The organism is Microbulbifer sp. ABF4_143 (assembly GCF_056160225.1).
In genome coordinates this window covers 278,380-290,345 of record NZ_JBSWWT010000001.1, presented here as the reverse complement: position 1 = coordinate 290,345, position 11,966 = coordinate 278,380, and the positions used below count along the sequence as shown (strand labels likewise).

16 protein-coding genes are annotated in these 11,966 nt (G+C 66.0%); 5 read left to right on the top strand and 11 right to left on the bottom strand.

The features are described from left to right. Positions 1-6: 6 nt before the first annotated feature. The 5 genes from ACXAF3_RS01355 to ftsY form a co-directional block, all read right to left on the bottom strand. Positions 7-384 carry a DUF423 domain-containing protein gene (locus tag ACXAF3_RS01355; RefSeq protein ID WP_475110501.1) on the bottom strand — a complete coding sequence of 126 codons (378 nt, stop codon included), beginning with the start codon at positions 382-384 and terminating at the stop codon, positions 7-9. A 177-nt stretch (positions 385-561) separates the two neighbouring features. After that, positions 562-1,416: an RNA polymerase sigma factor RpoH gene (rpoH, locus tag ACXAF3_RS01350; protein ID WP_475110500.1), complete on the bottom strand. Its 855-nt coding sequence runs from the start codon at positions 1,414-1,416 to the stop codon at positions 562-564. 228 nt (positions 1,417-1,644) lie between these two features. Then, positions 1,645-2,667 (bottom strand): permease-like cell division protein FtsX, encoded by a 1,023-nt coding sequence (gene ftsX / locus ACXAF3_RS01345; protein ID WP_475110499.1) that lies wholly within the window; start codon positions 2,665-2,667, stop codon positions 1,645-1,647. Next, a complete protein-coding gene (gene ftsE / locus ACXAF3_RS01340) occupies positions 2,648-3,334 on the bottom strand; it encodes a cell division ATP-binding protein FtsE (protein ID WP_475110578.1) in 687 nt (228 codons plus the stop codon). The genes ftsX and ftsE overlap by 20 nt, the downstream gene beginning before the upstream one ends. A gap of 68 nt (positions 3,335-3,402) precedes the next feature. Next, on the bottom strand, positions 3,403-4,530 hold the full coding sequence (ftsY, locus tag ACXAF3_RS01335) for a signal recognition particle-docking protein FtsY (RefSeq protein ID WP_475110498.1): 1,128 nt from the start codon (positions 4,528-4,530) through the stop codon (positions 3,403-3,405). A 74-nt stretch (positions 4,531-4,604) separates the two neighbouring features. Between ftsY and rsmD the strand changes: the two genes are divergently transcribed. The 5 genes from rsmD to sugE all read left to right on the top strand — a co-directional run bounded on the left by rsmD (position 4,605) and on the right by sugE (position 8,908). Continuing rightward, positions 4,605-5,180, top strand: a complete 576-nt coding sequence (gene rsmD, locus ACXAF3_RS01330; RefSeq protein WP_475110497.1) for a 16S rRNA (guanine(966)-N(2))-methyltransferase RsmD — start codon at positions 4,605-4,607, stop codon at positions 5,178-5,180. Between the two features lie 692 nt (positions 5,181-5,872). Continuing rightward, positions 5,873-6,349 carry a pantetheine-phosphate adenylyltransferase gene (gene coaD / locus ACXAF3_RS01325; protein WP_475110496.1) on the top strand — a complete coding sequence of 159 codons (477 nt, stop codon included), beginning with the start codon at positions 5,873-5,875 and terminating at the stop codon, positions 6,347-6,349. A gap of 62 nt (positions 6,350-6,411) precedes the next feature. Then, entirely contained in the window at positions 6,412-8,139 is a 1,728-nt protein-coding gene (gene ggt, locus ACXAF3_RS01320; RefSeq protein WP_475110495.1) for a gamma-glutamyltransferase, read from the top strand. Between the two features lie 23 nt (positions 8,140-8,162). Next, on the top strand, positions 8,163-8,564 hold the full coding sequence (locus ACXAF3_RS01315; protein ID WP_475110494.1) for a DoxX family membrane protein: 402 nt from the start codon (positions 8,163-8,165) through the stop codon (positions 8,562-8,564). 20 nt (positions 8,565-8,584) lie between these two features. Next, positions 8,585-8,908, top strand: coding sequence for a quaternary ammonium compound efflux SMR transporter SugE (sugE, locus tag ACXAF3_RS01310; protein ID WP_475110493.1), 324 nt, complete (start codon positions 8,585-8,587; stop codon positions 8,906-8,908). Here the strand turns inward: sugE and ACXAF3_RS01305 are convergent. The 6 genes from ACXAF3_RS01305 to rpmB all read right to left on the bottom strand — a co-directional run bounded on the left by ACXAF3_RS01305 (position 8,849) and on the right by rpmB (position 11,708). After that, positions 8,849-9,457, bottom strand: a complete 609-nt coding sequence (locus tag ACXAF3_RS01305) for an amidohydrolase family protein (RefSeq protein WP_475110492.1) — start codon at positions 9,455-9,457, stop codon at positions 8,849-8,851. The genes sugE and ACXAF3_RS01305 overlap by 60 nt on opposite strands. A 54-nt stretch (positions 9,458-9,511) precedes the next feature. Continuing rightward, positions 9,512-10,060, bottom strand: coding sequence for a disulfide bond formation protein B (locus tag ACXAF3_RS01300; RefSeq protein ID WP_475110491.1), 549 nt, complete (start codon positions 10,058-10,060; stop codon positions 9,512-9,514). A gap of 10 nt (positions 10,061-10,070) precedes the next feature. Then, on the bottom strand, positions 10,071-10,229 hold the full coding sequence (locus ACXAF3_RS01295; protein WP_475110490.1) for a DUF5993 family protein: 159 nt from the start codon (positions 10,227-10,229) through the stop codon (positions 10,071-10,073). An 80-nt stretch (positions 10,230-10,309) separates the two neighbouring features. Beyond that, positions 10,310-11,125, bottom strand: coding sequence for a bifunctional DNA-formamidopyrimidine glycosylase/DNA-(apurinic or apyrimidinic site) lyase (gene mutM / locus ACXAF3_RS01290; protein ID WP_475110489.1), 816 nt, complete (start codon positions 11,123-11,125; stop codon positions 10,310-10,312). Between the two features lie 154 nt (positions 11,126-11,279). Then, positions 11,280-11,435, bottom strand: a complete 156-nt coding sequence (rpmG, locus tag ACXAF3_RS01285) for a 50S ribosomal protein L33 (RefSeq protein WP_020413983.1) — start codon at positions 11,433-11,435, stop codon at positions 11,280-11,282. Positions 11,436-11,471: 36 nt separating this feature from the next. Next, positions 11,472-11,708, bottom strand: coding sequence for a 50S ribosomal protein L28 (gene rpmB / locus ACXAF3_RS01280; protein ID WP_067083837.1), 237 nt, complete (start codon positions 11,706-11,708; stop codon positions 11,472-11,474). Between the last annotated feature and the right edge of the window lie 258 nt (positions 11,709-11,966).

Below are 11,966 nucleotides of genomic sequence, written 5' to 3'. Positions count from 1 at the left end.
TAGAAATTATCTGGAGAAATTCAGCGCGGCGACAAACAGCGCCGCCCAGCCGGCGATCATCATCAGCCCGCCCAGCGGTGTGACCGGGCCCAGCCAGCGCGGGCCGCCAAAGGTGAGGCCGTAGAGACTGCCGGAAAACAGCAGCACGCCCAGCGCGAAGAGGGCGCCGCTGGCCAGCAGCGCGGTCTTTTCACCCCAGTGCTGCATCAGCAGCGCAACACCCAGCAGCGCCAGCGCGTGGAGCATCTGGTAGTGAACGCCGGTCTTGTAGGCCTCGAGCAGGTTCTGCGCCACTTGGCCGCGCAGGCCGTGGGCGCCGAAGGCGCCGAGCACAACGCCGGTTCCGCCGAGGAAGGCGGCGATCAGTAAATAAATTTTTGCCATTGTCGTTCTTTTTGACCTTCACCTGTAGCAGCGGCCGTTGGCCGCGAACGATGCCGGGGTTTTCCAATAGTCCGATCGCGGCCAGCGGCCGCTCCTACATGGCGGCATGGCGGCGCTCCGCGCAATAAAAAAACCGCGCGGGTGCGCGGTTTTTGCCGGAGGTGAAGCTGCTCCCCGTCAGGCTTCCATGACGGCGCGCACCTTCTTCATCGCGTTTTTCTCCAGCTGGCGGATACGCTCGGCGGAGACGCCGTACTTGTCCGCCAGTTCGTGCAGGGTGGACTTCTCCTCGGACAGCCAGCGCGCCTGGATGATATCGCGGCTGCGGTCGTCCAGCTGCTCCAGCGCCGCGGCCAGGCTGTTGAGGCTGGTCTCCTGCCAGTTGTCCTGCTCCAGTTGCGCGGCCGGGTCGTAGCGGCGGTCCTCCAGGTAGTGGGCCGGCGCCTGCCAGGCGCTGTCGTCGTCGTCATCGACACCGGCATCGAAGGCGGCGTCGTGGGCGGCCAGGCGCCCCTCCATCTCGTGCACCTGGGCCACGTCGACATTCAGGTCCGCGGCCACGGCCTTGGCCTCCTCGTTGGTGAGCCAGGCCAGCTTCTTCTTCTGCCCGCGCAGATTGAAGAACAGCTTGCGCTGCGCCTTGGTGGTGGCGATCTTGACGATGCGCCAGTTGCGCAGGATGAATTCGTGAATCTCGGCCTTGATCCAGTGCACCGCGAAGGACACCAGGCGCACTCCCTTCTCGGGGTTGAAGCGCTTGACCGCCTTCATCAGGCCGACGTTGCCCTCCTGGATCAGGTCCGCCTGGTTCAGGCCGTAGCCGGAGTAGGACTTGGCGATATGCACCACGAAGCGCAGGTGCGAGAGCACCAGCTGGCGCGCCGCGTCCAGATCTTGACGATAGTAGAGGTCTTCGGCCAGGCGCTTTTCCTCCTCGGCGGTCAGTACCTCGAAGCTGCTGACCGTCTGGATGTAGGCACCCAGATTAGCGCCCGGAGACAGCACTTGTGCTGGCTGTAGGCTGGTTCCCATGTAGATCTCTCCTCTCAAATCAATGGCCGGCACCGCCGGCGGCCGCGCCGTCTGTGGGACGGGCGGGAATCGGGGTCAGTGTAGCACTAGCGCAAACGGAATAGGAAGTCCGCACGCCGATGCCGCAATCCGTTCCAACACCTTGAAAAACCGGACCTTTAGAGGGGTTATCCACAGGTCGGGTTCCGCGTTCGGGCGCTCTTTACGCTTCTTTATCGGACCGGCCGGTCAGCGCGGTTCTATCGCCCTGATATGCCGCGCCACCGCCAGCCAGGCACCGAGCAGCCCCAGCAGCGCGGCGCCGGCGGTCAGGCCGAACAGGTAGCGCAGGCCGGGCCCCTGCAGCGTGTAACCGCTGCCGTAGGAGGAAGACAGGCCGGCTACCGGGCCCGACAGCAGCGCGACGCCGAGCGCCACCAGAAGCCAGGCCAGCAGGCCGCCGAAAAAGCCGTAACAGAGGCCGCTGTACAGGAAGGGCCGGCGCACGAAGGCGTCTGTGGCGCCCACCAGCTTGACCACCAGTATCTCTTCGCGGCGGTTCTCGATATGCAGGCGTATCGTGTTGACCACCACCAGCAGCACCCCCAGCGCCAGCAGCAGCGCCAGGCCGGCGGACAGGCGCCGCCCCAGTTCGGTCAGCTGCGCCAGGCGCTGCACCCAGGCCATATCCAGCACCACCGAGTCGGTCAGCGCGCTGTCGCGCAGCTCGCGCGCCAGGCTCTGCAGCCGCTCGCCGGAGATATCCCGCGGGCGCAGCAGCAAGACCGCCGGCAGCGGGTTGCTGTCGAGTCCGGCCAGCGCGTCGCCGAGACCCGAGGCCTGCTGGAATTCCGCCAGCGCCTGTTCCGGCGAGATATAGGTGACCTCGGCGATGGCCGGGTTCGCGCGCAGGCTGTCGGCGAAGGACTGCACCGCGGCCTCGCGGGCACCCTTGTGCAGGAACACCGAGATCTGCGGCTGGCCGTCCCAGCCCGCCAGCGCGCGCTGGAGATTCATCAGCCCCAGCTGCAGCGCCGCCGGCAGGGCCAGCGCGATCGCGATCACCAGCGCGGTCATGGCGCTGGCGAGCGGAGTGGCGAAGAAGCGGCGCAGAGACTCCGCGGCCATCTCCCGGTGGTGGCCGAGCCAGCTGCGCCAGCGGTCGCCGAAGCCGGTGCGCGCGGCCACGGCGCCGGCGCCGCGCTGGGCTTTTGGCTCGGGTCTCTGCGCTCTGCGGGGCGACTGCGGCGATTTATACGCTGGCTGTTTCACGGCTCGGGATTCCGTCGTAGATCAATTGACCGGCCTGCAGGGTCAGCACCCGGCGCTGCATGCGCGCGATCAGTTCCAGATCGTGGCTGGCCACCAGCACGGTGACGCCCACCGCATTGAACTCGGCGAACAGGCGCATGATTTCCGCCGACAGCTGCGGATCCAGGTTGCCGGTGGGCTCGTCGGCCACCAGTATCGCCGGTTTGTTCACCACCGCGCGGGCGATACCGACGCGCTGCTGCTCGCCGCCGGACAGCACTATCGGGTTCTGCTTCTCCTTGTGCAGCAGGCCCACCTTGTCCAGCGCCGCGCGCACGCGGCGGCCGACTTCGCGCCTGCTGCAGCCGGACACCGCCAGCGGCAGGGCCACATTGTCGAAGACGCTGCGGTCGAACAGCAGCTGGTGGTTCTGGAATACGATGCCGAGATTGCGGCGGTAGTAGGGGATCTGGCCGTTGCGCAGCCGGTTCAGGTTCTGCCCGGCGACCAGAATGCTGCCGCGGGTGGGGCGCTCTATCGCGGTGAGCAGCTTCAGCAGCGTGCTCTTGCCGGCGCCGGAGTGCCCGGTCAGGAACACCATATCGCCGCGCTCGATCTCCAGGCTGACGCGCACCAGGGCATCCTGGCCGGATTCGTAGCGTTTGTTGACGTTGTCGAAGGTGATCATCGGGGCAATATTTTTGTTGTTATTCACTGTAGGAGCGGCCGTTGGCCGCCCCTGCACAGAGTTGGAAATCAGCTCGGTTCGCGACCGAAGAGCGCCGCGACAAAGTCCTTCGCCACAAACGGCTGCAGGTCATCGGCCTGCTCGCCGACACCGATAAAGCGTACCGGAATGCCGAACCTGCGCGCCAGGGCAAAGATCACACCGCCCTTGGCGGTGCCGTCCAGCTTGGTCAGCACCAGACCGGTGACACCGGCTGCGTCGCGGAACTGCTCCGCCTGGCTGATGGCGTTCTGTCCGGTGCCGGCGTCCAGCACCAGCAGCACCTCGTGGGGCGCCGAGGGATCCAGCTTGCCCATGACCCGGCGCACCTTGGCCAGTTCCTCCATCAGGTTGGACTTGGTGTGCAGGCGCCCGGCGGTGTCGGCAATCACCACGTCGACACCCCTGGCCTGGGCCGACTGCACCGCGTCGAAGATGACCGAAGCGCTGTCGGCGCCGGTGTGCTGGGCCACCACCGGCACCCCGTGGCGCTGACCCCAGACCTGCAGCTGCTCCACCGCCGCGGCGCGGAAGGTGTCGCCGGCCGCCAGCATCACCGACTTGCCCTCGCCGAGGAAGCGGTGCGCCAGCTTGCCGATGGTGGTGGTCTTGCCGACGCCGTTGACACCGACGACCAGAATCACGAAGGGCTTCTTGGCGCAGTCTACGGCCAGCGGCGCCTCCACCGCGTCGAGCAGCTCCGCCAGCTCCTGCTGCAGCGCCCGGTAGAGGGCGTCGCCATCCGCCAGTTCGCGGCGGGAAACGCGGTCGGTCAGACGCTCTACGATTTCGCTGGTGGCCTCGACGCCCACGTCCGCCATCAGCAGTTGTGTCTCCAGTTCCTCCAGCAGCTCCTCGTCGATCTCCTTGGCGCCGAGGAACAGGTTGCCCATCCCCTCGGCGAACTGGCTGCTGGTGCGGCTGAGGCCGCGGCGGATGCGGGCGAAGAAACCCTCTTTCTTTGCCGGCTTCTCCTTCTCCACCTCTGCCGGCGCCGCGGCGGCGGGCTCGGGCGCGCTTTCCGCAGCCGGCTCCGCCTCGGCGGCGGCGGGCGCCTCCGCCGGCTCAGGTGCCGCGGGCTCCGATTCAGGCGCCGCCTGATCGGGTTCGGCTTCTTCGGGCTTGGGCTTCTTCTTGCGCAGGAAGTCAAAGATCATTCTTGAGTCCGGGTGTACCGCTTGCAGAAAGGCGCTAATCTTAGCACCGCTCAAGCCCCCAGTAGAGAATTACCTTGGCCAGACGCTCCCCGCGCACAAGCGCCCCGCAACCCCTGTCCCAGCTGCGCATCATCGGCGGCCGCTGGCGCGGGCGCAAACTGCGCTTCGCCCCGCTAGAGGGGCTGCGCCCCACCGGCGACCGGCTGCGCGAGACGCTGTTCAACTGGCTGCAGTTCCACCTGCCCGGCGCCCGCTGCCTGGACCTGTTCGCCGGCTCCGGCGCGCTGGGCCTGGAGGCCCTGTCCCGCGGCGCAGCGGAGGTGGATTTCGTCGAGCTGAACCGCAGCGCGGCGCAGACGCTGACAGAGCAACTGCGGCTGCTCGGCGCGGAAGGGGGCCGGGTGCACCACTGCGGCGCCGCCGATTTCCTCGCGCGGGCGCAGGGCCGCTACGATATCGTCTTTGTGGACCCGCCCTTCGCCGGCGACCTGTGGCAGCAGTCCCTGAGCGCGCTGGCGGACCATCTGGCGGAGGGCGCGCTGGTCTATGTGGAGACGCCGCGCGACAAACCCATCGAGACTCCGGACGGCTGGCAGCTGCAGAAGGAGAAGCGGGCGGGGCAGGTGTGTATGCGGCTTTTTACCTGCTGAGCCGGTGAATTCATCCTGAATTCTCCGGCTCGTCGCGGCCCGCAAGGCTGACGCGAGTGCGCGGACTCGCTGGCTTGCCGGCCGCTCGCATTGGCCTGCGGCCAATGGCGGCACATCCCTGTGCCGCTCTTACCTGCTGAGCCGGTGAATTCATCCTGAATTCTCCGGCTCGTCGCGGCCCGCAAGGCTGGCGCGAGTGCGCGGACTCGCTGGCTTGCCGGCCGCTCGCATTGGCCTGCGGCCAATGGCAAAGCTCTGCAGTAAGATTTGAAGGCGAAGTGCTAGGACGAGTATTTCGAACCGTCGGCGACAGGACGTCGCCGCCGGAGCGTACAGGGATGTATTCACAGCGTTTCGAAATACTCGTCCTAGTGCTTCGCCGCCACCGCGCCTGATTGGGAAAGGGGCGGGGCTTGTCAATGCCCGGGCGGCACATCCCTGTGCCGCTCTTACCTACTGAACCGGTGAATTCATCCTGAATTCTCCGGCTCGTCGCGAGCCCGCAAGGCTGGCGCGAGTGCGCGGACTCGCTGGCTTGCCGGCCGCTCGCATTGGCCTGCGGCCAATGGCGGCACATCCCTGTGCCGCTCTTACCTGCTGAGCCGACACCGGCGTCTATCCCGCGATTTTGAGCCTGTGGGGCAAATTGTTTACCATGCGCGTCCCGTTCGGCCCGCATTGAGCCCTGACTTATGAAAAAAGTCGTCTACCCCGGAACCTTCGACCCCATCACCAACGGCCATATGGACCTGGTGGAGCGGGCCTGCCGGCTGTTTGACCATGTGATCGTGGCGGTGGCGGCCAGCACGCGCAAGAACCCGCTGTTCACACTGGACGAGCGGGTGGAGCTGGCGCAGAAGGTGTTGGGGCACCTGCCGAATGTGGAAGTGATCGGCTTCGATATCCTGCTCGCCGACCTGGTGCGTCAAGTAGACGCCTACGGCGTACTGCGCGGCCTGCGCGCCGTGTCCGACTTCGAGTACGAGTTCCAGCTCGCCAATATGAACCGCCAGCTGGCGCCGAACATGGAGAGCCTGTTCCTGACCCCGGCGGAGCACCTGTCCTACATCTCCTCCTCCCTGGTGCGCGAGATCGCCTCCCTCGGCGGCGACGTGACCAAATTCGTTCCCCCCGAAGTGCAGCGGGCCCTCGAGGAAAAGTTCGCCTGATTCGAACACTGGCGAAATTTGATACACTCGGGCGGATTTACCCAAAGTTCACGGGGTGTTTCGTGCGCTACCTTCAATCCGCCCTGCTCGCATTTTCCATCGCCCTGACGCCGGCCATCGCCGAAGAAGTGCAGCCGGAAGTCGCCACCGGCCGCGGCCAGATCAAGTCCGCAACCGCCAGCGAATATATGGCGGTTACCGCCAATCCGCACGCGACCCGCGCCGCGGTACAGATTCTGGCCCGCGGCGGCAGCGCCGTGGACGCGGCCATCGCCGCGCAGCTGGTGCTGGGACTGGTGGAACCGCAGTCCTCCGGCATCGGCGGCGGCGCCTTTATGCTCAGCTACGACGCGGCGCGCAAGCAGCTGCAGTACTACGACGGCCGCGAGACGGCGCCGGCGGGCGTGGATGAAGACTACTTTATGGTCGACGGCGGGCCGCGCCCGTTCCTGCAGGCGGTGATCGGCGGCTACTCGGTGGGTGTGCCCGGCGTGGTGCGCATGCTGGAGCTGGCGCACAGGCGCGACGGCCGCCTGCCCTGGAAGAGCCTGTTCCAGCCCGCGATAGAACTGGCGGAGTCCGGCTTCGCGATCTCGCCGCGCCTGCACCAGCTGCTGGCGCGACTGCCGCAGGTGGCCGCGCGCCCGGCGATCCGCGATTACTTTTTCGATGCCGAGGGCGAGCCGCTGCCGGTGGGGCACCGGCTGAAAAACCCCGAATACGCGCGCACACTGCGGGCGATCGCCGAGGGCGGCGCCGACGCCTTCTACAAGGGCGAAATCGCCGCGGCCATCGTCGAAGCCGTCACCGGGGATCCCCTCAACCCGGGCCTGCTCACCGAGGAGGACCTGGCCTCCTATCGGGCCAAGGTGCGCGAGCCACTGTGTTCGTCCTTTCTCGAGTACCGCGTATGCGGCGCCAACGCACCCTCTTCCGGCGGCACCACCGTGGGCGCGATCCTCGGCATGCTGCAGCAGTTCCCGCTGCGCGACTATGAAATCGGCAGCGGCGAACTGACACACCTGTTTATCGAGGCCTCGGAGCTGGCCTTTGCGGACCGCAACACCTATTCCGCGGACGCGGACTTTGTCGCCGTGCCGAGCGAGTCCATGGTCGCGGCCGGCTACCTGAACGAGCGCACGGAACTGATCGACCCCGACGCCGCCACCGAGGCCGTGCCCGGCGATCCGGTGGCCTTCGCACAGAAGAGGCTGATGGCCCAGTCGCCGGAGCTGCCCAACACCAGCCACCTGGTCATCGTCGACCGCTACGGCAACGGCGTCAGCATGACCACCAGTATCGAAACCGGATTCGGCTCGCGCCTGCTGGTGAAGGGCTTCCTGCTCAACAACCAGCTGACCGACTTCTCCTTTACCCCCAGGCACGCCGACGGCGCCCTGGTGGCCAACCGCATCCAGCCGGGCAAGCGCCCGCGCTCCTCGATGGCGCCGACCATAGTGTTCAACGAAGACGGCAGCATGCGCCTGCTGGTGGGCTCCCCCGGCGGCTCTCGGATTATCAACTACACCGCGCGCACCATCCTCTATCACCTGGGGCTGGGCACGCCGATTGCGGAGGCCATTGCGGCCGGCAATATCGGCGCCATCGGCGGGCGCGTGGAGCTGGAGCCGGGCTTCTTCAGCGCGGATACTGTAAGAAAACTGGAAGAACTCGGACATAAGGTGGTGCAACGCGATCTGAACAGCGGCATCCACGCCATCGCACTGATCGACGGCCGCCTGCACGGCGGCGCCGATCCGCGCCGCGAGGGCAGTGCCGCCGGCAAGTAAACCGGTTTATTCAAGGAAAAATCATGCGCGCCTATTCCCTGCTTCTGCTGCGAATCAGCCTCGGCCTGCTGCTGGTGATCTGGGGCCTCGACAAGCTGGTGAACGTCGCCCACGCGGTGGCGGTGTCCGAGCGTTTCTACCTGGGCCTGATCACCGCGCCCGCCCTGTGGAAAGTCTTCGGCGCGGTACAGATAGCCCTGGGGCTGGCGGTGGTACTGGGGCTCTGGCGCCGCTGGACCTATCCGCTGCAGACACTGATCAACGGCGCGACTCTGCTCGGGGTCTGGCAGTCCGTCGTAGATCCCTGGGGCTGGGTGCTCGAGGGCAGCAATGTGCTCTTCTACCCATCGCTGATTATCTTTGCCGGCTGCCTGGTGTTGTGGGCCTTCCGCGCCGAGGACCGGCTGGCGCTGGACCGACGCTAGGCGGTAGAGAGTTGCCCGGAATGACAAGCCCCTGGTTCCTGCTGTTTGTTGCCGGGCTGCTGGAGATAGGCTGGGCCGTGGGCCTGAAGTACACCCAGGGCTTCACCCGCCCGCTGGCCAGCAGCCTGACGGTACTGGCGATGATCGGCAGCTTTTATTTTCTCGCCCAGGCGCTGAAGGTGATTCCGGTGGGCACCGGCTACGCGGTCTGGACCGGTATCGGCGCGGTGGGCACGGCGATTCTCGGTATAGTGCTCTTCTCCGAGTCCACCGCGCTGCCGCGGCTAGCGTGTATCGGTCTGATCGTGGCGGGTATCATCGGCCTGAAGCTGACCTCCCCCTGAGCGCGGAATAATTCTTTCCAGCAGTTGCACCGCGCTCTCTCCGCGCAGCACGCCGATCGCAATACCGTTTTCGTCCTTTTCGATCACACCGCCCTCGGGATTCGGCGTGTCGCTGTCGATACCGGCCGCGGCGATCCCCTCCGAGTTGGTCCAGACGCTCCGGTGATCGCGGGAGAAGAGGACGATGGGAATCAGGTCGTTCACCTGGTCCAGCTGCTCCTTGTGCGGCGGCACAGCGCCAAAGGCGGCCGCGTCCCAGCCCTTGCCGACGATCACCTGCAGATCTGGATTGTCGCGCACAAACGTCTCCACCGCCCGCACATAGTCCGCCGCGCTGCGCCCCGCGCGCAAGTCCAGCAGCCGCTCCACGCCGGGCAGTTCCAGCGGCTCCTGCTGCAGTTCACGTTGCGGTTCGGGCCTGCGCGACTCGGCGGGCGGTGCCGCCGCCTCCACGGAAGGCTCGGGCGCGCGCCGCCCGGCCGCCTCCGGCTCCGGGCGTTCGCAGGCGGCCAGCAGTGCGGCGGCGCAAACCAGCCAGACGATTTTCATATTCCCTCCGCGGCTCAGATCCAGACTCTGCCCAAAGTATAGAAAGGGTGCCGGCTACGGCAGCCACAGGTAGCGGGTCGGGTCGTCCGGGCAGGGACCCAGGCCGCACTCCAGAGTCGTCGAGACCAGATTGATCAGCAGGATGGAGAGGAACGCCAGCGCGGCGAAACGGGCCAGGGGCGTCAGCCTGCGCGGGGCAGCGCTGCCGGCTGTGGTGTCGCTCATCAGCATCAGCCCGCAGTAGAGCAGCAGCGCGAGGAAAGCCAGCAGCGCCCAGGTATAGAAGTGCAGCCCGAGAAAGGGCGAGCCGAACCCCGGATCGCCCGGCGCTATATGCAGCAGCACCTGGCGCGTGGACGCGACGACGCCCGCCAGCGCGGACAGCAGCACTATGCCCTGGTGCAGGGGCCGGGTGCCGAAGCGCAGATTCATCAATAGGCCGATACCGACCATCGCGAAGGCGGCGCGCTGCAGCAGACACAGGGGGCAGGGCAGCTCCTTCAATACCAGCTGCCAGGCGAAGGCGAACCAGAGGGTAGCGCTCACCGCCAACAGGGCCAGACTGTCCAGCCAGCGGGCGTGGCGGCCGAGAAGCGAAAGCATGGCGCACCTCCTACAGGGAGATATTCAGCGGGCTCGTCATGTGATAGAAGCACCAGGCGATAAAGATCCCCATGGTGACCCACCACCAGGCGGTGCAGGCGCCGCGCTTGCCGCGCCAGGCGTACCAGGCCGACAGGGAGGCGGTGACAAAGGGCAGCATCATGATCATGGGCCGGCAGGGCTCCTCGACTTCCGGGGCTGGCGACACAGTGATGCTAGTGTGGCGAGGCGGCCGCCCCCAGCGGCGTCTCAGCGCTGGCAGCGCCTGCAGAAGAAGGTGTTGCGCTGGCCGAGCACCAGCTCGCGCACCGGGCGCCCGCAGTTGGGGCAGGGCTGGCCGGCGCGGCCGTAGACATTGAGCTGCTGGGCGAAGTAGCCGGGCTGGCCGTCGCCGCCGATAAAGTCGCGCAGTGTGGTGCCGCCCTGTTCTATGGCCCGCGCAAGCACCTGTTTGATGGCGTCGGCCAGGCGCCCGTAGCGGGCGCGGGAGAGGGAGCCGGCGGCCCTGGCGGGATCTATACCGGCGAGAAACAGGGATTCGCTCGCGTAGATATTGCCGACGCCGACGACGATGCGCCCGTCCATGATAAAGGTCTTCACCGACTGGCTGCGGCGGCGGGATTTCTCGAACAGGTAGTCGCCGTCAAAGTCCTCCGACAGGGGTTCCGGGCCCAGGTGGACCAGCAGGTCGTGGGCGGCGGGATCGGCGTCGGTCCACAGCAGGGCGCCGAAGCGGCGCGGATCTCGATAGCGCAGGATCAGACCGCTATCCAGTTCCCAGTCGATATGGTCGTGCTTTCCCGCCGCGACTTCCGGGCCCACCAGGCGCAGGCTGCCGGACATACCCAGGTGCCAGATGGCGCAGCCGCGATCCGTGTGCACCAGCAGGTATTTGGCGCGGCGCTCCAGGCGCAGGATCTCGGCGCCGGCGATGCGCTTCTCGAAGTCTTTTTCCACCGGCCAGCGCAGCTGGCGCTGGCGCACTTTGGCCGTGCGCACTGTATGGCCCTCCAGGTGCGGGGCCAGACCGCGGCGGGTGGTTTCTACTTCTGGTAGTTCAGGCATTTGTTCTTGGTTTTTTGCTCAGTGGCGACGCCGCTGCCGGTAGCTGCTTGCGGGGCCTTCGCATTTGGCTTACGCTGTTTATCCGAGCCCCGATCATCCAGCCACAAAAAAGCCCGGTTTTTACCGGGCTTTTTCGAACGTTCAGGGAGGGCAATTACTTGATTTTGCCTTCCTTGTACATCACATGCTTGCGAACGACGGGATCGTACTTTTTGATCTCCATCTTTTCCGGCATGTTGCGCTTGTTCTTGGTGGTGGTGTAGAAGTGGCCGGTGCCGGCACTGCTGTTCAGACGAATCTTCTCACGCATTGTTCTGTCTCCGATCTCTCAGCGGCTCGCCGCCAGTTACACTTTTTCGCCGCGGGCGCGCAGCTCGCTCAGTACGGTATCGATACCTTTCTTATCGATAACGCGCATACCTTTGGCGGAAACCCGCAGCTTCACGAAGCGCTTCTCGGACTCTACCCAGAAACGGTGGCTGTGCAGGTTGGGCACAAAGCGGCGCTTGGTGCGGTTCTTGGCGTGGGATACATTGTTACCGGTGACCGGGCGCTTACCGGTTACCTGACATACCTTGGACATCTGTTGGCCTCTTCAAAACTCTCTCGTGCCCGCGTCAGGGGATGCGGGGACATCAATTCGGGATTCTAATCCGGTTCCTGGGCGGCGGCGGAAACTGTTCAGAATCTGGCCCGGCCGCAAAGAGCGGCGTTTTATACCAGAAGCGCCCCTGCGGGGCAAGTTTTGTACAGCGATTATCGGCGTTCGAGGAAAGCCAGCGAGATGCTGAGGCCCTGATGCCGGTAGGCGCGGGACTGTCGGCGAGAGGGACCTCGCCGA

Excerpts from the sequence above, each read along its gene's own strand:
- ACXAF3_RS01305 (WP_475110492.1), bottom strand. The coding sequence starts at position 9,457 with ATGAAAATCGTCTGGCTGGTTTGCGCCGCCGCACTGCTGGCCGCCTGC.
- rpoH (WP_475110500.1), bottom strand. The coding sequence starts at position 1,416 with ATGGGAACCAGCCTACAGCCAGCACAAGTGCTGTCTCCGGGCGCTAAT.
- ACXAF3_RS01300 (WP_475110491.1), bottom strand. The coding sequence starts at position 10,060 with ATGCTTTCGCTTCTCGGCCGCCACGCCCGCTGGCTGGACAGTCTGGCC.
- coaD (WP_475110496.1), top strand. The coding sequence starts at position 5,873 with ATGAAAAAAGTCGTCTACCCCGGAACCTTCGACCCCATCACCAACGGC.
- sugE (WP_475110493.1), top strand. The coding sequence starts at position 8,585 with ATGACAAGCCCCTGGTTCCTGCTGTTTGTTGCCGGGCTGCTGGAGATA.
- mutM (WP_475110489.1), bottom strand. The coding sequence starts at position 11,125 with ATGCCTGAACTACCAGAAGTAGAAACCACCCGCCGCGGTCTGGCCCCG.
- ftsY (WP_475110498.1), bottom strand. The coding sequence starts at position 4,530 with ATGATCTTTGACTTCCTGCGCAAGAAGAAGCCCAAGCCCGAAGAAGCC.
- rpmB (WP_067083837.1), bottom strand. The coding sequence starts at position 11,708 with ATGTCCAAGGTATGTCAGGTAACCGGTAAGCGCCCGGTCACCGGTAAC.
- ACXAF3_RS01315 (WP_475110494.1), top strand. The coding sequence starts at position 8,163 with ATGCGCGCCTATTCCCTGCTTCTGCTGCGAATCAGCCTCGGCCTGCTG.
- ACXAF3_RS01355 (WP_475110501.1), bottom strand. The coding sequence starts at position 384 with ATGGCAAAAATTTATTTACTGATCGCCGCCTTCCTCGGCGGAACCGGC.
- rpmG (WP_020413983.1), bottom strand. The coding sequence starts at position 11,435 with ATGCGTGAGAAGATTCGTCTGAACAGCAGTGCCGGCACCGGCCACTTC.
- ftsE (WP_475110578.1), bottom strand. The coding sequence starts at position 3,334 with ATGATCACCTTCGACAACGTCAACAAACGCTACGAATCCGGCCAGGAT.
- ACXAF3_RS01295 (WP_475110490.1), bottom strand. The coding sequence starts at position 10,229 with ATGATCATGATGCTGCCCTTTGTCACCGCCTCCCTGTCGGCCTGGTAC.